The sequence below is a fragment of the Flavobacterium sp. genome, assembly GCF_046296355.1.
GTDB lineage: Bacteria > Bacteroidota > Bacteroidia > Flavobacteriales > Flavobacteriaceae > Flavobacterium.
In genome coordinates this window covers 1-26,431 of record NZ_JBKBLM010000028.1, presented here as the reverse complement: position 1 = coordinate 26,431, position 26,431 = coordinate 1, and the positions used below count along the sequence as shown (strand labels likewise).

The 26,431-nt window shown below is 38.8% G+C and carries 20 protein-coding genes; 15 read left to right on the top strand and 5 right to left on the bottom strand.

What is annotated here, in order from left to right; translation table 11 throughout:
* Positions 1-31: 31 nt before the first annotated feature.
* The 3 genes from ACK4HO_RS10580 to ACK4HO_RS10570 all read left to right on the top strand — a co-directional run bounded on the left by ACK4HO_RS10580 (position 32) and on the right by ACK4HO_RS10570 (position 2,025).
* The gene (locus tag ACK4HO_RS10580) at positions 32-877 is read left to right on the top strand and encodes an SRPBCC domain-containing protein (RefSeq protein ID WP_409665634.1); all 846 of its coding nucleotides are present in this window, start codon (positions 32-34) and stop codon (positions 875-877) included.
* Between the two features lie 16 nt (positions 878-893).
* Positions 894-1,334, top strand: a complete 441-nt coding sequence (locus ACK4HO_RS10575; RefSeq protein WP_409665632.1) for a VOC family protein — start codon at positions 894-896, stop codon at positions 1,332-1,334.
* A gap of 61 nt (positions 1,335-1,395) precedes the next feature.
* Positions 1,396-2,025 (top strand): murein L,D-transpeptidase catalytic domain-containing protein, encoded by a 630-nt coding sequence (locus ACK4HO_RS10570; RefSeq protein ID WP_409665630.1) that lies wholly within the window; start codon positions 1,396-1,398, stop codon positions 2,023-2,025.
* A gap of 52 nt (positions 2,026-2,077) precedes the next feature.
* On the opposite strand, the gene glmM is transcribed toward ACK4HO_RS10570, so the two are convergent.
* Positions 2,078-3,466 (bottom strand): phosphoglucosamine mutase, encoded by a 1,389-nt coding sequence (gene glmM / locus ACK4HO_RS10565; protein ID WP_409665628.1) that lies wholly within the window; start codon positions 3,464-3,466, stop codon positions 2,078-2,080.
* Positions 3,467-3,605: 139 nt separating this feature from the next.
* Between glmM and ACK4HO_RS10560 the strand changes: the two genes are divergently transcribed.
* From ACK4HO_RS10560 to ACK4HO_RS10510, 11 genes are all read left to right on the top strand, one after another.
* Positions 3,606-4,190 carry an ACP phosphodiesterase gene (locus ACK4HO_RS10560; RefSeq protein ID WP_409665626.1) on the top strand — a complete coding sequence of 195 codons (585 nt, stop codon included), beginning with the start codon at positions 3,606-3,608 and terminating at the stop codon, positions 4,188-4,190.
* Entirely contained in the window at positions 4,187-5,857 is a 1,671-nt protein-coding gene (ggt, locus tag ACK4HO_RS10555) for a gamma-glutamyltransferase (RefSeq protein ID WP_409665624.1), read from the top strand. The genes ACK4HO_RS10560 and ggt overlap by 4 nt, the downstream gene beginning before the upstream one ends.
* Before the next feature lie 41 nt (positions 5,858-5,898).
* Complete coding sequence (locus ACK4HO_RS10550) at positions 5,899-7,719, top strand: chloride channel protein (RefSeq protein WP_409665622.1); 1,821 nt, start codon at positions 5,899-5,901, stop codon at positions 7,717-7,719.
* A 79-nt stretch (positions 7,720-7,798) separates the two neighbouring features.
* Positions 7,799-10,630, top strand: coding sequence for an excinuclease ABC subunit UvrA (gene uvrA, locus ACK4HO_RS10545; protein ID WP_409665620.1), 2,832 nt, complete (start codon positions 7,799-7,801; stop codon positions 10,628-10,630).
* 175 nt (positions 10,631-10,805) lie between these two features.
* Entirely contained in the window at positions 10,806-11,531 is a 726-nt protein-coding gene (locus ACK4HO_RS10540) for a TIGR00730 family Rossman fold protein (protein WP_409665618.1), read from the top strand.
* A gap of 3 nt (positions 11,532-11,534) precedes the next feature.
* Entirely contained in the window at positions 11,535-12,968 is a 1,434-nt protein-coding gene (locus ACK4HO_RS10535) for an MBOAT family O-acyltransferase (RefSeq protein WP_409665616.1), read from the top strand.
* Positions 12,968-13,855 (top strand): hypothetical protein, encoded by an 888-nt coding sequence (locus ACK4HO_RS10530; RefSeq protein WP_409665615.1) that lies wholly within the window; start codon positions 12,968-12,970, stop codon positions 13,853-13,855. Before ACK4HO_RS10535 ends, ACK4HO_RS10530 begins: the two co-directional genes overlap by 1 nt.
* Entirely contained in the window at positions 13,852-16,650 is a 2,799-nt protein-coding gene (locus tag ACK4HO_RS10525; RefSeq protein WP_409665613.1) for an aminopeptidase, read from the top strand. The genes ACK4HO_RS10530 and ACK4HO_RS10525 overlap by 4 nt, the downstream gene beginning before the upstream one ends.
* Before the next feature lie 184 nt (positions 16,651-16,834).
* Entirely contained in the window at positions 16,835-19,240 is a 2,406-nt protein-coding gene (locus ACK4HO_RS10520) for a thiamine pyrophosphate-dependent enzyme (RefSeq protein ID WP_409665611.1), read from the top strand.
* A gap of 242 nt (positions 19,241-19,482) precedes the next feature.
* Positions 19,483-20,766: a peptidase T gene (gene pepT / locus ACK4HO_RS10515; RefSeq protein WP_409665609.1), complete on the top strand. Its 1,284-nt coding sequence runs from the start codon at positions 19,483-19,485 to the stop codon at positions 20,764-20,766.
* Positions 20,767-20,796: 30 nt separating this feature from the next.
* A complete protein-coding gene (locus ACK4HO_RS10510; RefSeq protein ID WP_409665607.1) occupies positions 20,797-21,375 on the top strand; it encodes a YdeI/OmpD-associated family protein in 579 nt (192 codons plus the stop codon).
* Between the two features lie 97 nt (positions 21,376-21,472).
* On the opposite strand, the gene yajC is transcribed toward ACK4HO_RS10510, so the two are convergent.
* The 4 genes from yajC to ACK4HO_RS10490 all read right to left on the bottom strand — a co-directional run bounded on the left by yajC (position 21,473) and on the right by ACK4HO_RS10490 (position 24,396).
* A complete protein-coding gene (yajC, locus tag ACK4HO_RS10505) occupies positions 21,473-21,751 on the bottom strand; it encodes a preprotein translocase subunit YajC (RefSeq protein ID WP_409665605.1) in 279 nt (92 codons plus the stop codon).
* Between the two features lie 15 nt (positions 21,752-21,766).
* Entirely contained in the window at positions 21,767-22,261 is a 495-nt protein-coding gene (locus tag ACK4HO_RS10500; protein ID WP_409665603.1) for a DUF1573 domain-containing protein, read from the bottom strand.
* A 9-nt stretch (positions 22,262-22,270) separates the two neighbouring features.
* Positions 22,271-23,176, bottom strand: a complete 906-nt coding sequence (gene nusB, locus ACK4HO_RS10495) for a transcription antitermination factor NusB (protein WP_409665653.1) — start codon at positions 23,174-23,176, stop codon at positions 22,271-22,273.
* 113 nt (positions 23,177-23,289) lie between these two features.
* Positions 23,290-24,396, bottom strand: coding sequence for a Glu/Leu/Phe/Val family dehydrogenase (locus ACK4HO_RS10490; protein WP_409665601.1), 1,107 nt, complete (start codon positions 24,394-24,396; stop codon positions 23,290-23,292).
* Between the two features lie 195 nt (positions 24,397-24,591).
* On the opposite strand from ACK4HO_RS10490, the gene ACK4HO_RS10485 reads away from it, so the two are divergent.
* Entirely contained in the window at positions 24,592-26,349 is a 1,758-nt protein-coding gene (locus ACK4HO_RS10485; protein WP_409665599.1) for an ABC transporter ATP-binding protein, read from the top strand.
* Positions 26,350-26,431 lie beyond the last annotated feature (82 nt).

The following is a 26,431-nucleotide window of genomic DNA, read 5'->3' as shown; positions in this document are numbered from 1 at the left end:
AATTTTATTATCCTTTAAAACTACTTTCAAAATGAAAAAACTAACCTTCAGTATTGACATTAACGCTTCCAAAGAGAAAGTTTGGTATTCGCTTTGGGATGAAGAAAACTATGAAGACTGGACCAGTACTTTCTGTGAAGGTTCTTTCACAATTTCGGATTGGAAGGAAGGCAGCAAAATTTATTTTTTGGCCCCAAATGGCAACGGAATGAATTCAAAAATCACCATCAACAAACCTTTTGAAACCATGCTTTTCAGCCATTATGGCGAAATGAAACATTTTAAAGAATTACCAATAACCGAAGAAGTTCAGGCTTGGTCAGGGGCAGAAGAACGTTATGATTTGACCGAAAAAAATGGCGTGACAACCGTAAAAGCTACTGTAGATATAGTCGAAAAATATTCGGACTATTTTGATGACATTTTTCCAAAAGCCTTGGCAAAACTCAAATCCATAGCCGAAAGTGAAACCAAAACTATTACGGTAAAAACAACACTTAACGCTTCATTGGAGGAAGTTTGGAATAAATTTACCCAACCCGAACATGTGGTAAACTGGAATTTCGCCTCCGAGGATTGGCATTGCCCAAAGGCAGAAAATCATCTGGAGGTCGGACAAAATTTTGTTTACACCATGGCTTCCAAAGACGGAGAAATGAGTTTTGATTTTACCGGTACTTACCAAGAAGTTGTTCCCTTAAAAAAAATAGTTTACCTCATAGCCGACGGAAGAAAGGTAACCGTGAAATTCGATGTGATAGACCATAAAGTAATCCTGACCGAGAATTTTGAACCGGAAAATATCCATTCGGTTGGATTACAACGCGGCGGATGGCAATCCATATTAGACAATTTTAAAAAATATACTGAACAATAAACCTAAACAATAAAAAATGACACAAGTAAATCCTTATTTAATTTTTAACGGAAACTGCGAAGAAGCATTTCTATTTTACCAATCTGTTTTCGGAGGTGAATTTCCTTATATGGGTAAGTTCAAAGACATGCCGCCAAGCGATGACGAAAATTGTCCGCCGCCATCAGCAGAAGAAGCCGACAGAATCATGCACGTTTCATTACCAATCGGCAACACGGTTTTAATGGGAAGCGACAGTACTTCGCAAAGTGGTGATGTCATCATCGGGAGTAATATTTCGGTTTCCATAAACACTGAAAGTCGCGCCGAGGCCGATAGAATCTTCAACGGATTATCCGCAGAAGGCAATGCTTTTATGCCGATGTGCGAGACTTTTTGGGGTGCCTACTTCGGAATGTTCGTTGACAAATTTGGCATCAATTGGATGGTGAATTTTGATGAAAATCCGCAACCTTAAATTATTTTTCAGCTTACATACTATAAATCATTCTCTTGCGTTATAAATAGAAAACCAACCCGTGAAAAAAAAGATTGTCTTTCTATTGTTAGCTGTAGTGGTTGTTGCTTATGGATACAACCGAATAAACTATAAGATTAAAAGCGAAAACAAACCAAAAGTCGATGTTTCCCGAACCGATAACAAGGCCAAGGAAGCCTTGACTTTTTGTCAAAAAAACAACTACAATGAGGATTTTTGCATTCTAATTGACATGAGCGTTCATTCAGGCTTGAATCGGTTTTTCGTGTATGATTTTAAGCAAAATAAAATTACCCATCAAATGCTTGTCGGACACGGTTGCTGTGATTCTCCATGGAGTCAAGATTGGTCAAAAGACAGCGCGACCTTCAGTAACAAAGACGGCAGTCATTGTTCGGCTTTGGGCAAATATAAAATTGGGCAAAGGGCTTGGAGCGATTGGGGAATCAATGTCAAATATGTCCTTCACGGTTTAGAGGAAACCAACAAGAATGCGCAATCGCGTTACATTGTTTTCCATTCCTGGGAAAAGGTGGCCGACAAAGAAGTTTACCCTAACGGAACGCCCGAAGGTTGGGGTTGCCCAACAATTTCCAACGCAAACATGAAAATAATTGACCCTATGTTAAAAGCTGCTGATAAACCTGTTCTGATGTGGATTTATAACTAACAGAAAACCCTGAATTGAAGTTCAGGGTTTTTACTTTTAATATAGGTTCCGATTAAATCCCAGCCACAGCTTTAATCTCCTCAATAATTCTCAATGCCAATTTATCGGCTTCTGCCTGAGTTGGTGCTTCAGTATAAATACGGATAATCGGCTCTGTATTTGATTTGCGCAAGTGAACCCATTCCGTTGGGAAATCTATTTTCACACCGTCAATCGTGGAGATGTTTTCGTTTTTGTATTTTTCAGTCATCGACACTAAAATCGCATCGACATCAATTTGTGGTGTTAATTCGATTTTGTTTTTGCTCATATAATATTGCGGATACGAAGCTCTTAACTCGGCCACAGTCATGTCTAAACTCGCCAAATGTGTTAAGAACAAAGCCACGCCTACCAAACTATCACGACCATAATGCAACTCAGGATAAATAATTCCGCCATTGCCTTCGCCTCCGATAATGGCATTCGAAGCCTTCATCAATTCGACAACATTTACTTCTCCAACCGCACTCGCTTGGTAACTGCCGTTGTGTTTTTCGGTGATATCGCGCAAAGCACGAGAAGATGACATATTGGAAACCGTATTGCCCGGCGTTTTGCTCAATACATAATCGGCACAAGCCACTAAAGTATATTCTTCACCAAACATTTCGCCATCATTAGAAATGAAAGCCAAACGGTCAACATCAGGATCGACTACAATTCCGAAATCGGCTTTTTCTTCTACCACCAATTTGCAGATATCTCCTAAATGTTCTTTCAAAGGTTCCGGATTATGCGGAAAATGACCATTCGGTTCGCAATATAATTTTACGCACTCTACGCCCATTTGTTCCAATAACTTCGGAATGATAATGCCTCCGGAAGAATTTACACCATCAACAACAACTTTGAATTTTCTTTTGGCAACGGCTTCAGCATCAACCAAAGGCAAGTCCAAAACCTCATCAATATGAATATCCATGTAAGCATCATTCATCGTGATTTCACCCAAACTGTCTACATCTGAAAAGTCAAAAGCTTCTGCTTCGGCAATTTCTAAAATCTTTGCACCATCAGCACCGCTTAAAAATTCGCCTTTGGCATTCAGCAACTTCAAAGCATTCCATTGTTTCGGATTGTGAGAAGCGGTTAAAATGATTCCGCCATCAGCTTGTTCCATTGGTACGGCTACTTCTACAGTTGGTGTAGTCGACAAACCTAAATCGATCACATCAATTCCTAATCCTATTAAAGTATTTACGACCAAATTGTGAATCATCGGTCCCGAAATGCGAGCATCACGACCAATCACTACTTTCAACTTATCTTTTTGTATATTGTTTTTCAGGAAAGTACCATAGGCAGAAGCAAATTTTACTGCATCGACCGGAGTTAAATTGTCCCCAACTTTTCCGCCAATAGTGCCACGAATTCCTGAGATTGATTTTATAAGAGTCATTTTTATGTGTTTTAATTTTGAAGTACAAATATAGAAAAGTTACTGAGTGCCTGAGTAGCTGAGTTGCTAAGTTTTTTCTATATTTACGAAAACAAAGCTCAGTCACTTAGTGACTCAGACACTAAGTCACTCAAAAAAAATGAATTTCCTAGCCCACATTTATCTTTCCGGCGACAACGATTTACTCAAAATCGGGAATTTTATGGCGGACAGCATTCGCGGGCATCACTATGAGGGTTATCCAACCGAAATTCGAAAAGGAATTCTGTTGCACCGTTCCATCGACAGTTTTACCGATATGCATCCGATTTATAGGCAAAGCAAACATAGATTACACGAAAAATACGGCCATTATTCAGGTGTGATTATGGATATTTTCTACGATCATTTTTTGGCCAAAAATTGGAGTAACTATTCTAAGGTTAAATTAGAAGATTATGCCCAGGATTTTTATCACTTACTAAAAGAAAATTACGAAGTCCTAACCGAAAGAGCCAAAGGGATGATGCCGTATATGATTGGGCGAAATTGGTTGGTGAGTTATGCTACGATTGAAGGTTTGCAAATGATTATGTTCCAAATGGACTATCGCACCAAGCATCGCGTTGCCATGGACGAATCCATCGTTGAATTGAAACAATTTTACACCGAATTTGAAAACGAATTCACTCTGTTTTTCGAGGAACTGCAACAACATTGTCAAGATAAATTAACCACTTTATGAAAAAGAGTTTCTTCGCTTTTTTACTGATTTCCAATTTCATTTTCGCCCAACAAAAAGGACTAATTGCCGAAAAAGCGATGGTGGTTTCGGCACGGGAAGAAGCTTCGCAAATTGGTGTCGATATCCTCAAAAAAGGTGGCAATGCTTTTGATGCTATGATTGCAACGCAATTGGCGTTAGCAGTAGCTTATCCGTATGCAGGAAACATTTCCGGTGGCGGATTTATGGTTTATCGAAAAGCCAATGGCGAAATTGGTTCTTTAGATTTTCGCGAAAAAGCTCCGGCAAAAGCAACTAAAAACATGTACCAAGACCCAAACGGTAATGTGATTCCGAATTTGAGTATCGATGGCGCTTTATCTGTCGGCATTCCGGGAAGCATCGCCGGGATTTTTGAAGTCCACAAAAAGTTTGGTAAACTACCACTCAAGGATTTGTTTGAACCTTCAATCGCTTTAGCCAAAAAAGGGATCGTAGTAACGCCAAAAGAAAAAGAAAAGCTCGACGAAAACAGAGCGATTATTATAAAAATCAGCGGTGATAAAACTTTATACAATAAGACATTTCAAGTTGGTGACACTATTCAATATTTGGCTTTAGCTAATACTTTAGAACAAATTCTGAAAAAAGGGCGCAACGAATTTTACAAAGGCAAAACCGCTCAAAAACTAGTAGAATTTATCCAACAAAAAGGTGGCATTATCACGATGAAAGACATGGCCGAATACCAAGTCGTTTGGCGCAAACCAATTTCGTTTCAACACAAAGATTTGACTATAATTTCGATGGCGCCACCAAGTAGCGGCGGGATTACTTTGGCCCAAATTCTGAAAATGATTGAGCCTTATCCTTTGAATGCCTTTGGACACAATTCAGAAAAATACATCCAAGTTATAACCGAAGCGGAACGCAGGGCTTATGCCGATAGAAATTACTTTCTGGGCGACCCGGATTTTGTCAAAATTCCTCAGAAAGCACTGTGGAATGATAAGTATCTTAAAGACCGAATGAGCACTTTCACTTTTGACCAAGCCACAAAATCAGCAGAGGTAAGTCATGGTGAAGTTTCAGTATACGAAAGCGACGAAACTACACATTACTCTATCGTGGATACTGAAGGCAATGCCGTTTCGGTGACTACCACTATCAATGGCGCTTATGGTTCGAAGCTATTTTGTGACGAATTGGGTTTCTTTTTAAACAATGAAATGGACGACTTTTCTTCCAAACCGGGTGTTCCGAATTCTTATGGTTTAGTGGGTGCCGAAGCCAATAGCATTGCGCCACGAAAAAGAATGCTAAGTTCCATGACGCCAACCATAGTCGAAAAAAACGGCAAACTCTTTATGTTGTTGGGTTCACCCGGCGGTTCAATGATTATTACTTCGGTTTTGCAAACGATTTTGAATGTAACTGAATTCAACATGAACGTTCAAGAAGCGGTAAATGCACCCCGATTTCACCACCAATGGTTACCGGACGAAATTCAGTTTGAACCCCTAAAATTTAATAAATCATTATTAGAAATTTTGGCCACCAAAGGTTATAGTATCAATGAAAAAGTCGCACCTGTAATTGGCAAAGTAGATGCTATTTTAATTTTACCCGACGGAAAACTGGAAGGCGGCGCTGATTTTCGTGGAGATGATAAAGCCGTTGGATTTTAGGTTTTAGAATACTATCTTAGCCTTTCTAAAGTTTGGGATAAATGCCGTCGAACAAAGCTTCCTTTTTTAAAATTGTTTTCAGAAGTATTTTCAGAAGAGCCGAAAATTTGGTTTTCCTTCTGAAAGACAAACTAAGCGAAAGAAACTTTATCTATTTCGCCTGTGTTGCTGTGGCGATAACTTGTTCGTTTGCCGTAATTATTTTGAAGAGTTTTGCGCACAACATTTTCCTTTGGGCCAATGAAATCAATGGTTTTCTTAAGCTTCCCTACATCAATAGTTTACTGCCGATTGCCGGAATTTTACTGACTGTTTTTGTCGTTCGCAATTTTCTAAACAATCATATAGAAAAAGGCAGTTCAAAAGTATTGTATGCCGTCGCCAAAAAAGGCGGCATCATGCCTAAAAAGCAAATGTATGCGCAAATCGTAACCAGTTCGTTAACAGTTGGTCTCGGTGGTTCAGCCGGTTTGGAAAGCCCGATTGTGATTACCGGCGCGGCTTTTGGTTCCAACTTCGCGCAGAAATACCATTTGTCCCAAAAAGACCGAATTCTATTGTTGGCTTGCGGTGTCGCGGCCGGAATTGGAGCAGCGTTCAACGCGCCGATTGCCGGCGTTTTATTTGCCATCGAAGTTGTTTTAACAGATATTTCCATAGCCGCTTTTATCCCAATTATCATTTCGGCAGCAACCGGTGCTTTGATTTCTACAATTGTTTTAAGCAATGATGTAATTCTGAATTTCCAGCAAACACTCAGATTTGATTACCACAATACGCCTTATTACATTTTACTCGGAATTCTAGCCGGACTGACCTCGATATATCACGCCCGAAATTTTCAGAGAGTTGAAAAGTTTTTTGGTAGTTTCAAAAACAAAGGCTATCGCAGGGCTTTATTTGGAGCGCTACTTTTAGCGATTTTGATATTCTTTTTCCCAACACTTTTTGGTGAAGGTTATGAAAGTATCAAAACATTGGCCTCCAAAAACCCAAGCATATTACTAGACAATACCATGCTGGAAAAATTCAAAAGCAGTGAATGGGTTTTATTGGCTTTTATTGGCGTAACGATGTTGTTAAAAGCTTTCGCAACCGGATTAACTTTAGGCAGCGGCGGAAACGGCGGTAACTTTGCGCCTTCGCTTTTTGTGGGTTCGTATTTGGGTTATTTTGTAGCCAAATCGATAAATCTGCTCAACTTCACGCATCATTTACCTATAGCCAATTTCACTATTGTTGGTATGGCCGGAATCCTTAGCGGTTTGTTTCATGCGCCGTTAACCGCTATATTTCTTATCGTCGAAATTACCGGCGGTTATGACTTAATGGTGCCTTTAATGATCGTTTCTTCGGTAAGTTTTGCCGTTTCCAAACAGTTTGAAAAACATTCGATGGATGTCAAAAGTTTGGCCGACAAAGGCGAAGTTTTCACTAGTGATAAAGACAAAAACATCTTGCAGAGCATTAACTTTTACAATTTGGTTCAACAAAATTATAAAACGCTGACACTTCAAGATTCGCCGGGAAAAGTAGTGGACATTTTTGCTACTACAGAACAAAAAATAATTCCGATTGTTGATGAGCACAAATCTTTAATTGGCATAGTCGATTTTGAAGAAGTGAGGGCTTTTATTTTCAATCCGAATCACGTCAAATTTATGACGATGTCTGAAATCATAAGCCAACCCAAGGAATTAATCCTATTCGAAGACAAACCCGAGAAAATCATGAAGCTGTTTGAGACCTCTAAAGCAGCAGTTTTACCGGTTATCCACAAAGGAAAATACTTTGGTTTCCTATCCAAAATTGATGTCCTGGAAAGCTATCGCCATCGTTTGATAGAGATGATTATTGAGTAATCATTTTTAACAATAACTTCCTAACCTACAGTTTAAAAATTGCATCCAAAACACTACCTTTGCGTTTTGCCCAATTGCTATGCTTGAAACAGAAAATACTATTGAAGTTCTCGGCGCTCGAGTGCACAATCTGAAGAATATTGACATCAACATTCCTCGCGAAAAACTGGTGGTAATCACCGGTCTTTCGGGTTCGGGGAAATCGTCGTTGGCTTTCGACACCATTTATGCCGAAGGACAGCGTCGTTATATCGAAACTTTTTCGGCATATGCGCGTCAATTCCTTGGCGGATTAGAACGTCCTGATGTAGACAAAATCGATGGGCTTTCTCCCGTAATTGCCATTGAGCAAAAAACGACGAGTAAAAGTCCGCGTTCGACCGTTGGTACTATTACCGAAATATACGATTTCCTGCGTTTGTTGTATGCTCGTGGAGGCGAAGCTTACAGTTATGTCACGGGTGAAAAAATGGTTTCTTATTCCGATGAGCAAATCAAAGATTTAATTATCCAAAACTTTACCGGAAAACGCATCAACATTTTGGCACCAATAATTCGCGCCAGAAAAGGGCATTACGCCGAGTTGTTCCAACAAATTACCAAACAAGGTTTCCTCAAAGTCCGCGTCAATGGCGAAGTCCAAGATTTGCTTCCCGGAATGAAACTCGACCGTTACAAAACCCACGATATCGAAATTGTCATCGACCGAATGGTAATTGAAAATAACGAAGACAACGAAAAACGCCTTGCTGAAAGCATCAAAACTGCTATGTATCACGGTGAAAATGTGCTGATGATTTTAGACCAAGACACGAATGAAGTGCGTTATTTCAGTCGAAACTTGATGTGTCCTACTTCCGGAATTTCTTATCAAAATCCGGAGCCGAATTTATTTTCATTTAACTCTCCAAAAGGTGCTTGCGAAGAATGTAAAGGTTTGGGAACGGTAAATGAAATCAACCTGAAAAAAATCATTCCGAATCCGAAATTATCTATCAAAAATGGCGGTTTTGCGCCTTTGGGCGAATACAAATCGTCTTGGATTTTCAAACAATTGGAAATCATAGGAGAGAAATTTGGCTTTAGCTTAGCTGATGCTATCGAAAGTATCCCGGAAGAAGCGATGCAAATCATTTTACAAGGCGGCAAAGAAAAATTTACAGTAGAATCCAAAACTTTGGGTATTACTAAAGAGTACAAAATAGAGTTCGAAGGTATTTCGCATTTCATCAAAAATCAGTTTGACGAAAGCAATTCCACGTCAATAAAACGTTGGGCAAAAGAATTCATGGACGAAATAACCTGTCCGGAATGTCACGGTTCTCGCTTGAAAAAAGAAGCGATGTATTTCCGAATTCACGAGAAAAATATCTTCGATTTATCAACGATGGATATTTCTGATTTGTCAATTTGGTTTGATGATTTGGATAAATATCTTTCTGAAAAGCAAACGATAATTGCCTCAGAAATCGTCAAAGAAATCAAAGACCGTTTGCGCTTTTTAGTGAACGTGGGTTTGAATTATTTATCGATAAACAGAAGTTCTAAATCGCTTTCAGGCGGTGAAGCACAGCGTATTCGTTTGGCCACACAAATTGGTTCCCAATTGGTTGGCGTATTGTATATCTTGGACGAACCGAGTATCGGATTACACCAGAGAGACAACGAAAAACTGATTCATTCTTTGGAACAATTAAGAGACATCGGGAATTCTGTTTTGGTGGTTGAACACGACAAAGACATGATTGAACGAGCCGATTACGTCATCGATATTGGTCCAAAAGCCGGAAAATTTGGCGGAGAAATCATCAGCAAAGGCACGCCGAAAGAATTGCTCAACGAGCATACCATTACCGCGATGTATTTGAATGGTGAAATGAAAATTGAAGTCCCGAAAAAACGCCGAGAAGGCAACGGCAAATTCATGAGATTATCGGGCGCGACAGGAAATAATTTAAAAAATGTTTCTATCGAATTACCTTTAGGCAAACTGATTTGCGTGACCGGAGTTTCGGGCAGTGGCAAATCGACTTTGATTAATGAAACGCTCTACCCTATTTTGAACGCGTATTATTTCAACGGTGTCAAAAAACCGCAACCGTACAAAAAAATTGAAGGTTTAGAGCATATCGACAAAGTAATTGACATTGATCAAAGTCCGATTGGCAGAACACCGCGTTCTAATCCGGCGACGTATACCGATGTGTTTTCGGAAATCAGAAGTTTGTATATGCAAATGCCTGAAGCGATGATTCGCGGTTACAAAGCAGGACGATTTAGCTTTAATGTTTCGGGCGGAAGATGTGAAACTTGTGAAGGTTCGGGTGTTCGCACCATCGAAATGAGTTTTTTGCCGGATGTTTATGTCGAATGCGAAACTTGTCAAGGGAAACGTTTTAACCGAGAAACTTTGGAAATTCGTTACAAAGGCAAATCCATTTCGGATGTGTTGAATATGACTGTGGATGAAGCCGTTCCGTTTTTTGAAAACATTCCGAAAATTTACAGAAAGGTCAAAACGATACAAGATGTTGGTTTGGGTTATATCACTTTAGGTCAACAAAGCACCACGCTTTCGGGCGGTGAAGCGCAACGCATCAAATTGGCGACAGAATTATCAAAAAAAGACACCGGAAACACGTTTTACATTATGGACGAACCCACGACAGGTTTACATTTTGAAGATATTCGCGTGTTGATGGATGTGATTAACAAATTGGTCGACAAAGGCAATACGATTTTAATTATCGAGCATAACATGGATGTAATCAAATTGGCGGATCACATTATTGACGTTGGACCCGAAGGCGGAAAAGGCGGTGGTCAAATTCTGTGTGTCGGAACACCGGAAGAGATTGTAAAAAACAAGAAAAGCTATACGGCTCAATTCTTAAAAAAAGAACTAAATTAGCAGGCTATTTTTAGCCCGGATTACTTCACAGAATCCATAATTTTTTTTAAAAAATGAGTTCAGTGAATGCAAGCATTTGCAATGAAAATCCTTTTTCACAGTTGCAAACTGTGGAAAAGATTGTAATGGAAAGCCGGAAATAGCTCCTAATAATAAATCAGAATAAAAAGATACAATGAGAATAGAAAATTTCGAAAATGAAGACGATAAAATACAGGAAAAACTAAAACAAAAAACCTGGAATGAGATAAGAACCAACGACTCTTGGGCGATTTTTAAAATCATGTCGGAGTTCGTGAACGGTTATGAAAGCATGGCGCGCATTGGACCTTGTGTATCGATTTTTGGCTCTGCTCGAACAAAACCGAACGACCGTTATTATTTATTAGCTGAAAAAATTGCTTATAAAATCAGCAAAGCCGGTTATGGTGTCATCACTGGTGGCGGACCGGGAATTATGGAAGCCGGAAACAAAGGCGCACACAATGGCGGCGGAACATCGGTGGGTTTGAACATCGAATTGCCTTTTGAACAACATTTTAACCCTTATATCGACAAGGATAAAAACCTGAATTTCGACTATTTCTTTGTGCGCAAAGTAATGTTTGTCAAGTATTCTCAAGGTTTTGTGGTAATGCCGGGCGGATTCGGAACTTTGGATGAATTGTTTGAAGCAATGACGTTAATCCAAACCAAGAAAATCGGTAAATTCCCGATTATTTTAGTCGGAACCGAATTTTGGTCAGGCTTATTAGACTGGGTAAAAACCGTAATGATTGAAAGAGAAAAAACGGTTAGTCCGGAAGACATGAACTTGATAAAAGTGGTCGATACTGAAGATGAAGTGGTAGAAGCTTTGGATAATTTCTACAAAAAATACAATTTGAGTCCGAACTTTTAAAGCATGTTTTTCAACTCGCTACAATTTGCCCTTTTCCTGCCAATAGTTTTTCTGTTGTACTGGTTTGTGGCCAATAAATCGAAAGCGAGTCAAAATTACATTCTAATCTTTGCCAGTTATTATTTTTATGCTTGCTGGGATTGGCGGTTTTTATTCCTGCTGGTTTTCTCGACTTTACTGTGTTATTTATTAGCCATAAAAATTGAAGACAGCACAACGCCACGTTCGAGGAAAGGCTGGCTTTGGGTTTGTGTTTTAATGAACTTAGGCTTTCTCGGAATCTTCAAATACTACAACTTTTTCGCGACATCTTTTGCCGAATTGTTTCAAGCGATTGGCTTTAATGTCAGCCCGATTTTGTTGGATGTTATATTGCCGATTGGCATTTCGTTTTACACTTTTCACGGTTTGTCGTACATCATCGATATTTATTACGGCCGAATCAAATCGGAGAAAAACTTTGTCGATTATTCGTTGTTCGTGAGCTATTTCCCATTGCTTGTGGCCGGACCGATTGAACGTGCGACGCATTTGTTGCCGCAGTTAAAAGTGAAGCGCGAATTTGATTTTGAAAAAGCCAAAGAAGGCGTTTACCAAATCATTTGGGGTTTGGTCAAAAAGGTAGTCATCGCCGATACATGTGCGATGTATGCCAATGCGATTTTCGACAATTACAGTTCGATGAATTCTTTATCGTTAATGCTTGGTGCCATATATTTTGCGTTCCAAATTTACGGCGACTTCTCAGGTTATTCCGATATCGCTTTGGGAACTTCAAAACTCTTTGGCATCGACTTGCTGAAGAACTTCAATTACCCTTATTTCTCAAGAGACATCGCCGAATTTTGGCGCCGTTGGCACATTTCGCTTTCGTCTTGGTTTAGGGATTATTTATACATACCATTAGGCGGAAGCAAAGGTTCAAAGTTGTTCCAAATCAGGAATGTGATGATTATCTTTTTGGTCAGCGGTTTTTGGCATGGCGCGAGCTGGACGTATGTCGCTTGGGGTTTGATTAATGCGTTGTATTTTATTCCGCTATTGGTTTTAAACAAGAACCGAAGCAACATTGACGCGTTTAAAATTTCGTTCGATTTCACTTCGCTGAAAATCGTCATCAATATACTCTTAACCTTTGCCATTACTTGTTTGGCGTGGATATTTTTCCGTGCCAAAACTATCCAAGAAGCGGTTTCGTACATTCAAAGAATGGTCACCGAGTTACATTTTTCAAAACAATATTTCAACATCGAACGTTACAATTACGAAATCCTGGTTATGATTGTTTTATTTGTCATGGTCGAATGGAACAACCGTTATAAAATCGAACCGCTTTCGGGCAAATACAGCTGGTTGAAAGTGAGTTTGAGTATTCTCGCTATAATAGCTTTAGGCATATTCACCGATTATAAAAACTTTATTTACTTTCAATTCTAATGAACAAATTTGTTGTTTTTATTGGCAAATTACTGCTCATCACATTGCTCTCGGCGGTGTTGTTGGACCTTGCCTATACAACAGTTTTTCTTAAATCGACGCAACGAAATAAGATTCAGCACGTCCTTACTGCAAAAGACAAAAATTTTGACGTGTTGTTTATGGGTTCTTCGCGTACACAAAATCATATGGTAGCTAAAGTTTTTAACGACAAAGGCATCAAAACGTTTAACTTTGGGATGAGCGGTTCCAAATTGGACGAAACGGCTTTGCTTTTGAAACTAATGTTGGAAAACAAGTATAAAATCAAAAACATCATTTTGGATGTCGATTTGAACCTCAACAGCAATTCGTATTCCGATGGCGTTCGAGCGATGTACATGCCTTACTTGCATACTTCGGAAACCATTCAGCAGCATTATCAAAAAATTCCCGAGTACAACAAGCTGTTTTACATTCCGTTTTACCGCTATATTGAGAACGATGCGAAAATAGGATTTAGGGAAATGTTCTTCTCACTTGTTAATAAGAAAACGAATGCCTTGAACAATGACGGTTTTTATGCTTTGAGACACGATGGTAAAAATATGAGCTATGACCTTTCTGAGTATAGTCCGAAAAGGAATTTGGCCTACGAAGAGATAAAATCTTTGTGCCAAAAAAACAACATCAATCTCATTGCCATTGCCACGCCAATGTGCCAAGGTTCTGATAGCGATGCCTATTTTAACCGCATCAAATCGGTGTATCCCGAAGTGTACAATTATGAAAACAAAGTGACCGAAGACCGTTATTTTTCGTCTTGCGGACATTTAAATGAAAAAGGCGCTACAGTTTTCACCACGATAATTTTAAACGATTTTATCCAAAATAAATTCAACCCTTGAAAAAGCTATTGTTTTTCCTTTTGCTGAGTCAGGCACTCTTGGCCCAACACCATTCTAAAATGGTCGTGGAGGTCGATAGCGAGACTAAAATACTAAACGTAGTCCAAGAACTGACTTTCTACAACCAATCCAATGACACGCTGAGTTTTATCGTTTTGAACGATTGGAACAATGCGTATCGGGATAAAAACACGCCTTTAGCCGATCGTTTTTCGGATGAATTTGAACGCAGTTTTCATTTGGCACAAGAAAAAGAAAGAGGCAAAACCGATAACATTACCGTTATCGACCAAAACAAATCGATGCTGACTTGGGAAAGAGATGAAAATTATCCCGATGTGATACAGATTCGCTTGCGTGAAAAGTTGTTGCCCAATCAAAAAGCGACTTTTAACCTCACTTATTTTGTAAAAGTTCCAAACGCCGAATTTACCTTATACGGTTTTGGTGCCAATGGGAAAATGAACCTCAAAAACTGTTTTCTGATTCCGGCGCGATATGAAAACAAAGCCTTTGTCAAATACAACAATTTAAACTTAGACGATGCCGCCAATGCGCTTTCCGATTATGATTTAGACATCAGAATTCCGGCAAATTTGGCCCTGAACTCCGATTTAACTATAACCCAAAACAAAGGCAATCAATACCAACTGTCGGGCAAGAACCGCCTGAATTTGAATTTGCTGATTGACAATCCAAAAGAGCATACCGTATTCAAAAACAGCCAAGTCGAAGTCATTTCCAACTTGAGAGACAATCGACTCAACGACATACAAAGAGCAATTGTGATTGACAAAATAGTCAATTATGTGGGTGAAAATTTGGGCCGCTATCCGCTTGAAAAAATTACGGTAACCCAAGCCGATTATGACCGAAATCCGTTTTATGGGTTGAATCAACTACCAAACTTTATCAGTCCGTTTCCCGATGAGTTTATGTATGAAATCAAATTCCTGAAAACATATTTGAACAATTATTTGCACAACACACTCCAACTCGACCCTAGAAAAGACAGCTGGATTATTAACGGTATTCAAGTCTACACCATGATGAAATACATAGACGATATTCATCCTGATGCCAAAATGATGGGCAGTGTGGCTAAGCTTAAATTGTTGCGGGCATACAACTTGGTGAGCCTTGATTTCAATGGACAATACAGTTATTTTTACATGTTGATGGCGAGAAAGAATTTAGACCAACCTCTAGGCGCGCCTAAAAACACTTTAATCAAATTCAACGAAAAAATTGCTTCAAAATACCGAGCTGGCTTGAGTTTGAAATACCTTGATAGTTATCTTGGAAACAATGTCGTACAAAACAGTATACGACAATTTATCGATTTAAATAAAAAACAGCAAACCAATCGCAATGATTTTGAGTTGTTGCTGACTAAAAATTCGCCCACAGACATCACTTGGTTTTTTGACAAAATCATCAACTCACGTGACATTATCGATTTCAAGTTTGACAAAGTCACCAAAACCAAAGACAGCATTAGTTTTTCACTTAAAAACAAAACGGAGACAAATGTGCCAATTCCGATTTATGGTGTCAAAGGCAAAAATGTGGTCTTTAAAAAATGGATTGACGTGTTCCCCAAAGACAGCATTTTTACAGTGCCGAGAAATGAAGCGGAGAAAATTGTCATCAATTATAAAAATGAAGTGCCTGAGTTCAATTTGAGAAACAACTGGCAATCTTTACGCGGTTTCCGACTGAACAGCCGACCGATAAAATTCATTTTCTTTAAAGATTTAGAAGACCCGAATTACAACCAAATCGTTTACATTCCGACCTTAGAATACAATTTATACGATGGGTTATTGCCGGGAATTCGTTTTCACAACAAAACCATTTTGGACAAACCGTTTAATTTTGATGTGAATCCGACTATTTCTACTAAGACGCAAAGTCTTTCGGGGAAAGCTAATTTTGCCGTGAACCAATTCAACCGAGACAGTAATTTGTACAGTATTCGTTACCAATTGAACGGCCATTATTTGCATTATGCGCCTGATGCTTATTACACCAAAATCAATCCGATGGTATTTTTGCGCTTTCGTCCCGATGATTTCAGAGACAACAAAAAGGAAATGCTTGCCTTTAAATACATTATGATTGACCGCGAAAAATCTGTGTTTACTATAGATGAAAACACCGAAAACTACAAAGTATTCAATGCCAAATATTACAATGGCAAAACCGAAGTCACCAAGCATTACAACTTCTTAGGCGATTTTCAACTCTCGGGTTCTTTCGGAAAAATTGCCGGAGAATTACAATACCGAAAATTGTTTAATGACAAACGACAAGTCAATGTACGCTTGTTTGCCGGAACATTTTTGTACAATAAAAATGTGTCTACTTATTTCGATTTTGGCTTAGATCGCCCAACGGATTATTTATTCGAGCACGATTATTTGGGTCGTTCTGAAACCAGCGGTTTGTTTAGCCAACAGTCGATAGTTTCAGAAGGTTTTTTCAAATCGATGTTGGAAACCCGAACCGCCAACCAATGGATGACTACTGTAAATGCCAGCGCCAACATTTGGAACTGGATTGAAGTCTATGGCGATGTTGGTTTGATCAAAAATAAGAATACTGTCGAGCAATTTGTTTACGATAGCGGAATTCGTTTGAATTTGGTTACCGATTATTTCGAATTGTATTTCCCGGTTTATTCCAATAACGGTTGGGAAGTGGGCGAAAAAAACTACGGAGAAAGAATACGTTTCATAGTGACTTTCAATCCGGATACGCTTATCGGACTTTTCACCAGAAAGTGGTTTTAAGAGCTTGGAAAATCGTTTAAATATTACACATTTCTTCAGAATATTTAAATATCATTGAAAATTTCTCAGTCAACCCTCTTTTTTTAGGTTTAAAATTATTGATACTGAAATTAGTTTTTTTCAACAGTATGGTGTAAATTACTTCTTTTTATTTAAATTTGTTTCGTTAAGAAACAATTCCACTATGACTGAAGCACAAACCAAGACCGAAATTACCTTCGAAGATTTCAAAGCAGAAGTACTTAATGATTACCGAATTGCCAAGATAAGCCGCGAATGTAGCTTACTCGGAAGAAAGGAAGTATTGACCGGAAAAGCCAAATTCGGGATTTTCGGTGACGGAAAAGAAGTACCGCAATTGGCTTTGGCGAAAGCTTTTCAAAACGGTGATTTTCGTTCGGGTTACTATCGCGACCAGACATTTATGATGGCGATTGGACAACTTTCAATCCAACAGTTTTTCGCCGGTTTATATGGTCATACCGATTTAGCGCACGATCCTATGAGTGCCGGACGTCAAATGGGCGGACACTTTGCCACACATTCGTTAGACGAAAACGGGAATTGGAACAACTTGACCCAACAAAAAAATTCGAGTGCCGATATCTCTCCTACTGCCGGACAAATGCCGCGTTTGTTAGGATTGGCACAAGCCTCCAAAATATACAGAAACGTTCGCGGTTTAGAAGGGTTAACCAAGTTCTCAAACGCCGGAAACGAAGTCGCTTGGGGAACCATTGGAAATGCTTCGACTTCAGAAGGCTTGTTTTTTGAAACCATCAATGCTGCCGGAGTTTTGCAAGTGCCGATGGTGATGAGTGTTTGGGATGACGAATACGGAATTTCGGTTCACGCGCGTTACCAAACCACCAAAGAAAGCATCTCTGAAATCTTAAAAGGATTCCAACGCGACGAAGAAAATAACGGTTACGAAATCATGACCGTAAAAGGTTGGGATTATCCGGCTTTAGTAGAAGCTTATCAAAAAGCAGGCGCAATTGCCCGTGAGCAACACGTTCCGGTTTTAATTCACGTCAACGAATTAACGCAGCCGCAAGGTCACTCGACTTCGGGTTCGCACGAGCGTTACAAAAACGCTGAGCGTTTGGCATGGGAAGCGGAATTCGATTGCTTGGCGCAAATGCGTACTTGGTTAGTCGATAACAATTTGGCCACGACCGAAGAATTAGAAACCATAGACGAAGCGGCGAAAAAAGAAGTTTTAGAAGGCAAAAAAGCTGCTTGGACTGCTTTTGTTTCACCTATGAAAGAAGAGCAACAAGAATTGGTTTCGTTATTAAATGCTATCGCTGAGACTAGTTCGAATAAAGTTTTTATCGAAAAATATGCTTCAGAATTAGCTTCAATAAAAGAACCTATCCGCAAAGACATTATTACTACGGCGCGTAAGGTATTGCGTTTGGTAATCAAAGAAAGTGGTCAATCACAATTGGCGACTTGGATCACGAATTACACGAATAAAATCCAACCGAAATTCAGTTCGCACTTGTTCTCACAATCCGATAAAACGGTTTTGAGCGCGACTACTGTGGCTCCAACTTACGATGAATCAGCGGAAGAAGTTGATGCCCGATTGGTATTGCGCGATAATTTTGATGCGATTTTTAATAAATATCCTGAGTCGTTAATCTTTGGAGAAGACGCCGGAAATATTGGCGACGTAAACCAAGGCTTGGAAGGCATGCAGGAAAAATACGGAGAACTTCGCGTGGCCGATGCCGGAATTCGGGAAGCAACTATTCTCGGACAAGGAATAGGTATGGCGATGCGTGGCTTACGCCCAATTGCCGAAATCCAATATTTAGATTATTTGTTGTACGCCATCCAAATCATGAGCGATGACTTAGCAACCTTACAATACAGAACCCAAGGCCGTCAAAAAGCGCCGTTGATTATCAGAACGCGTGGTCACAGACTCGAGGGCATTTGGCACTCAGGCTCACCGATGGGTATGATTATCAACGCCATTCGTGGGATTCACGTTTTGGTACCGAGAAACATGACCAAAGCCGCTGGTTTCTACAACACTTTGTTGGAAACAGACGAACCGGCCTTAGTAGTAGAATGTTTGAACGGTTACCGTTTGAAAGAAAAAATGCCAACCAACTTGGGCGAATTCAAAACCCCGATTGGCGTGGTAGAAACAATAAAAGAAGGAACCGATATCACCATAGTTTCTTATGGTTCAACGCTAAGAATCATTGAGCAAGCAGCTAAAGAATTATTGGAAGTTGGGATTAATGTTGAAATCATCGACGCACAATCCTTATTACCGTTTGACGTGAACCACGACTGTGTAAAGAGCATCATGAAAACCAACCGTTTACTGGTAGTAGACGAAGACGTTCCGGGTGGTGCTTCTGCTTTCCTACTCCAACAAATAGTAGACGAGCAAAACGGTTACCAACACCTAGACAGCCAACCGCAAACACTAGCTTCTAAAGCCCACCGACCGGCTTATGGCACCGACGGAGATTATTTCTCCAAACCTTCAGCAGAAGATGTTTTTGAAAAGGTTTATGCGATTATGCACGAAGCGAAACCGGAGGAATATCCGAGTTTGTATTAATAGAAAGGAAACTGTTGGTTCCTTTTTTTTGGGTTAATAGAAATGCCATTCCGAATGGCTTCTATATTCTTGTGACAATTTTTAAAATGAAAATACATTTTGCCACAATTTTGTGGCATTTTTTGAAATGGATATAAATTTTGTCACAACAGTCGATTTGCTTTTTAAAGCCCTTCGACAACTTACAACCCACAACCTAAAACTTACAACCCTATTTCTTATCTTTACAAAAAAATAAAACCATGCAACACCTAATCGACCGCTTCATCAGCTACGTCACTATCGATACCGAATCAGACCCGAATTCAACTACGACTCCGAGTACCAAAAAACAATTCGATTTAGCCAATAAATTGGTTGACGAACTCAAAGCCATTGGTATGACGCAAGTCACGATTGACAAACACGGCTATGTGATGGCGACTTTGGCTTCGAATGTGAAACACCATGTCCCAACCATTGGTTTTGTATCGCATTTTGATACGACGCCTGACTTTACCGGAAAAGATGTCAAACCACAAGTGATTCCGAATTATGACGGTGGCGATATTGTTTTGAATAAGGAACAAAACATCGTGCTTTCGCCTAGTTATTTTAAGGATTTATTGCAATACAAAGGGCAAACCTTAATCACGACTAACGGTCTGACTTTATTAGGTGCCGATGACAAAGCCGGTATCACTGAAATCATGACCGCGATGGAATATTTAATCCAACATCCGGAAATACAACACGGGAAAATCAGGGTGTGTTTTACACCCGACGAAGAAATTGGCCGTGGTGCGGATTTGTTTGACGTAAAGAAATTCGGCGCCGACTGGGCTTACACCATGGATGGCAGTCAGATAGGCGAATTGGAATATGAAAACTTCAACGCCGCCGGTGTGAAAATTACCTTCAAAGGGAAATCGGTTCATCCGGGTTATGCCAAAGGCAAAATGATCAACTCGATGTTGATTGCCAACGATTTCATCAACGAATTACCCAAAGGCGAAACACCGCAAGAGACGAAAGGTTACGAAGGATTCTTCCACGTGACGGGTTTAACGGGAAGTATTGAGGAAACCAAATTGGAATTAATCATTCGCGACCACGATATGAAGAAGTTCCTCAAGCGAAAAGAATTGGTACACAAAATCACTAAAAAATTCAATAAACAATTCGCCAAGCATTTTGGTGAAGACATCGTTATCTGCGAAATCAAAGACCAATACTACAACATGAAGGAAAAAGTTGTTCCGGTAATGTTCATTGTAGATTTGGCCGAAAAAGCGATGAAATCTTTAGGCATCAAACCTTTAATCAAACCAATTCGCGGTGGCACTGACGGTTGTCGTTTGTCGTATATGGGATTGCCGTGTCCGAACATCTTCGCGGGTGGTCACAACTTCCATGGAAAGTATGAATACGTTCCGGTAGAAAGTATGCAAAAAGCGGTAGAAGTGATTGTGAAGATTGCGGAATTGACGGCTACGACTGATTTTACGAAGAAAGAGAAAAAGGAGAAGAAAGCTAAAAAGAAATAGTGATTAGTAACTAGTAATTAGTGATTAGCTATGGAAGATAAAAACCCTTGGATAAAAAACGACCAATGGACCGAAGAAATCGGTCGGTTAAGAGAAATTGTTCAAAAAACCGAATTGGTGGAAACCAATAAATGGGGTGGCGAAGTCTATACCATCAACAACAAAAATGTGTTGGGCATTGGTGGTTTTAAAAACTATTTTACGCTTTGGTTTTGGAATGGCGTTTTCTTAAAAGACGAAGCCAAAGTTTTGGTCAATGCCAATGAAGGTGTGACGAAAGCATTGAGACAATGGCGTTTTACTTCAGCAAATGAAATCAATGAGAAATTAATTCTGCAATACATCAACGAAGCGATTGCTAATGAAAAAGCAGGTTTGTCCCTCAAACCCGAAAAAAAGGAAGCGATGCAATGTGATTTTTTCAAAAAAGAGCTAAAAATCAATCCAGATTTGAAAGCTGCTTTTGAAAAATTAAGCCCTTATAAACAAAAAGAATATTGGGAATATATGGCGTTTGCCAAACAAGAGACAACCAAATTCAAACGCTTAGAGAAAATTGCACCAATGATTATGGAATGCAGAGGTTTGAATGATAAATACAGGAAGTAAGTACGAAGTACGAGGTGCGAAGTGAAAAGGTTTAAAATAAAGAATCCCAAACTCCTTGGTGGAATTTGGGATTTTTACTTTGTACTTCGTACTTTGCTTATGCTTTCTTATTAGCAGCAGCAGTCAATTCTAAAGAAATAGCCGAACGCTCAATCTTTAATTTCCCTGACATGGTTTCGATAACCGCTGTTCCTTCTGATAACTCAGCGATTTTACCGTGGAAACCACTTTTGGTGATGATTTTATCGCCTACTTTTAAGCCTGATTCGAATTCTTTTTCTTGTTTGATTTTCTTTTGTTGCGGTCTGATCATAAAGAAATAGATCACCACAAACATTAGTAAAAAAAACGGTAATTGACCTCCTAATTGTTCCATAATAATTGGTTTTTTTTAGTTCTTTTTAGGAACTTCGATGTTTGATTTAATTTTTAATATTTTGCTTCCTTCTTTGGTATTACACATGATGCTCACGGTTTTGGTAGTTTCTCCTGATTTACCTTTAGAATCAAAAGACACTTTTATCTTTCCTGACTCGCCGACTTTAATTGGTGTTTTAGGATATTCTGGCACTGTGCAACCACAAGAACCTTTGGCAGCCATGATGATTAAATCGGCTTCGCCTGTGTTTTTAAATTCAAATTCGTAAGTGGGTTTGTCTCCTTGTTTGATAGTTCCAAAATCGTGTTCCTCATTTTCAAAAGTCATTTGAGGATACTTTCCGTCTGCCGGTACTTTAAATTCCGGTCTGATTTCAGGCATTGTTTTCGGGCGTGGTGCCGAAAGGGAATCTAACAAAATTTCCTTATCGTTTACTGCCTCTTTTTTACAAGCTGCTGTCAACAACAATAGTGCGGCAACAACCATTAAATTCATTCTTTTTTTCATAACTTATAATTACATTAAACCTCTGCCGGTTTTTTTGATTTTATCTTCGTTTTGGAATTCTTTGACCAAATTATCTAAAATCCCGTTGATAAAAATACTGCTTTTTGGCGTAGAATATTCTTTGGCAATTTCCAAATACTCATTGATAGTCACTTTTATCGGAATGGATGGGAATTTCAAGAACTCACAAATCGCCATTTTCAAAATGATGGTGTCGATTTCGGCGATACGGTCGGCATCCCAATTCGGGGTTTTGTCGATGTATTCTTTGGCCAATTCGACTTCGTTTAAAACTGTTTTGCGGAATAAATTGCCAACGAATTCTTTGTCTTCTTCATCTTTATACAATTTAACAACTCTAAAGTCATCTTTCTCGTTAAGTTGTTTCAACTGCTTCTGAAGTTGGGTATTCACCACCGGAATATCATCCGTCCAAGTCAGTTTGTTGTCTTCTAAATATTCGTAGAGTTTTTCATTGGGCGCAATCAATTCGGTGAACATATCGACCACAAATTGCTTGTCTTCCTCAAAATTATTCTTGCGATTGCTCATGTATTTAGCATACAAAGCGCTTTGTTTTACCTCATTAAGCAAAATCAAAATATAATCATCGTTCAATGACCAGTTGTTGATTTTTCTTTTTTCTAAAGCGATGCTTAACGAGCTGTTGTCTTCCAAATGTTGGAGTACCGCATTATTGATAAACTTGTAGTTGGGATTTTTTTCTTCTGCCGTGGCCAAATGTTTTTTACTGGAAGCTTCCAAAAAAACAATTTCCTTTTTTCTGATTTCTGTCAGCGTCGACAACATGATTAAATACAAATCCTGAATGTTATCAATGCTTTGAAGCAAGAACTTTTCTTCTTTCTCCAACTCCTCAGAATTCTTTTGATGCATCGCGTAGATGGATTGCATCACTTTTACTCGAATATGTCTTCTGTTTAACACGGGTAAGAACTTTTAAAAATTAACAACGCGAAAGAATTTCTTTCGCGTTGCAAAAATAGGAATATTTTAAAAGCTAATAATTATTTATTAGCGTTTTCTTTTTTTCTTTGGTCAATTCTGTTTTGCGCAATTTGCATCGCTGCTTGTTGCGTAGTCATGTTATTGATGTCAGCAAAATTGAAAATCTCTAAAGTAGTGTTGTAGATGTTCTCAGTCATTTTCATCGCTTGGTCTTTACCATATTTCACGATTTCACCGTAAACATTGATGATTCCACCCGCATTGATTAAGAAATCAGGCGCATAAGCAATGCCTCTTTCTCTTAAAATTTGTCCGTGAACCGCTTCAACTGCCAATTGGTTATTAGCCGCACCGGCAATTACTTTCGCTTTTATTTTGTGAATTGTTTCATCATTGATGGTTGCTCCTAAAGCACAAGGCGAATAGATATCAACGTCAGCGCTGTACAAATAAGCACCGGTGAAAATTTTGGCGCCGTATTTAGCGACCATGTTTTCCATTTTATCTTGGTGAATGTCGGATACAAAAACCTCTGCTCCTTCTTTTCTTAAGTAACTGATTAAAGTTTCGCCTACGTGACCTGTTCCTTGCACCAATACTTTTTTACCGTCTAAATTCTCAGAACCAAATTGGTATTTGGCAGCCGCTTTCATTCCCATATAAACACCATAAGCGGTAACCGGAGAAGGATTTCCGGAACCGCCTATAGACTCTGAAATTCCGGTAACGTAATTCGTTACTTTGTGAATTCTGTCCATATCTTCAGTCGTAGTTCCAACGTCTTCCGCAGTAATATATTTGCCGCTCAAAGAGTTTACAAACTCTCCGAAACGCGTAATCATTTCCGGAGTTTTATCGGTTTTAGAATCGCCGATGATGACCGCTTTTCCACCACCAAGATTTAAACCTGTGATAGCTGATTTATAAGTCATTCCGCGAGAAAGTCTTAAAACATCATTTAATGCTTCCCATTCATTAGCATAATTCCACATTCTTGTCCCACCAAGAGCCGGACCCATAACTGTATTATGAATACCAATAATTGCTTTTAAACCTGTATCTTTGTCATTACAAAAAACGATTTGCTCGTGATTGTCAAAAGAAACTTGACCGAAAACAGGATCCATTTTTTTTAGCTCAACCGGTGTGATGATTTCTGAAGTCATAATGAAGTAGTATTAATTTAAGACTTTTTAAAAAGTTGGTACAAAAATAAAATATTATTCAATAAAATTCATCGAAATCAGGAATAATTAGCATATTGTTAATAAAATCAATTTAAATAAAGAATACTATAATTTAACTATTCTCAAATTTTTTAACAGAATTTAAGTCATAAAGCCCATTTCTTTAAAATTAACATGAAAGAACTTCAATATTTAAACAAATATTTTGTCAAATACAGATTCCACTTTTTATTGGGAATTTTAATCACCATTGTAGCACAAATATTCTCTCTTTTCACTCCGAAGTTGGTCAGCCAGTCTTTTCAAGCGATTGAAGATTTTCACAGCAACAAAATGACCGGCGACATGATTAAAGCCGAATTGGTTGAAAATGTCCTTTGGATTGTGGGCACAACTTTGATTGCCGGGGTTTTAACTTTCCTAATGCGCCAAACGTTAATCGTAATGTCGCGCCACGTAGAGTTTGATTTGAAAAATGAAGTCTTCAAACACTATGAAGTCTTAGACCAAAATTTCTACAAACGCAACCGAACCGGAGATTTAATGAACCGCATCAGTGAAGATGTTGGTAAAGTGCGAATGTATGTCGGACCCGCGGTAATGTATACGATTAATACTTTTATCCGATTTACCGTCGTGATTATTTATATGTATAATGTGTCACCATTACTGACTTTATACACCATATTGCCCTTACCGATTTTATCTTTTATCATTTTCAGATTAAGCACCGAAATCAACAAACGCAGCACGACATTCCAACAGTATTTGTCGAAAATTTCGAGTTTTACCCAAGAGATTTTCTCCGGAATTCGTGTCGTGAAAGCTTATGCACTAGAAAAACAATACCAAGAAGAGATTATTGATTTGGCCAAAGAAAGCAAAACCAAAAGCATGAGTTTGGCGAGAGTACAATCGCTTTTCGGACCACTGATGATTGCGCTGATTGGCGTGAGTAACTTGGTCGTAATTTATTTTGGCGGATTGATGTATGTGGAAGGAACAATAAAAAGCATCGGAACCATAGCCGAATTTATCCTATATGTCAATATGCTGACTTGGCCTGTGGCTTCTATCGGTTGGGTTTCCTCTTTGGTACAAGAAGCCGAAGCGTCACAAAAAAGAATCAACGAGTTCTTAAAAATCGAACCTGAAATTAAAAACAAAGCGACCGAAAACACGAATATTCATGGAGAAATCGAGTTCAAAAACGTGAGTTTCACTTATGAAGATACGGAAATCACGGCTTTGAAAAACATTTCATTTACTGTAAAAAAAGGAGAAACCTTAGCCATTTTAGGCCAAACCGGCGCCGGAAAATCAAGTATTCTTTCTTTAATCACGCGAATGTACGACATTAAAGAAGGTCAAATCACCATTGACGGAAAAGCCATTGATAAAGTCAATTTGAATGATTTGCGCAACAGCATCGGGATTGTGCCACAAGATGCGTTTTTGTTTTCGGATACTATAAAAAACAACATCAAATTTGGTAAAGAAGATGCCACTGATGAAGAAGTAATGACAGCTGCTAAAAATGCGGTGGTTCACGAAAACATCATGAATTTTAATGCCCAATACGAAACCATATTAGGTGAACGAGGTATTACCCTTTCGGGCGGACAAAAGCAAAGGGTTTCCATTGCCCGAGCGATTATCAAGAATCCGGAGATATTGTTGTTTGACGACTGTTTATCCGCAGTAGATACCGAAACCGAAGAACAAATCTTAAATAATCTACTTCAAATCTCAAAGGACAAAACCACGATTATCGTGAGTCACCGAGTTTCATCTGCCAAGAATGCAGACAAAATTATCATCATTGAAGAAGGCCAAATCATCCAAGAAGGTTCTCATAATCAATTGATAAACCAACCGGGGTATTATGCTGAGCTGTATTTGAAACAACTTTCGGAAAAAGAATTAAATTAAATGTTGTTTGGTAACAAAAATTTTACCATTTTTGAACTGTATAGAAACACTATTAATTGACCGAAAGAATATGAGAGAAAAT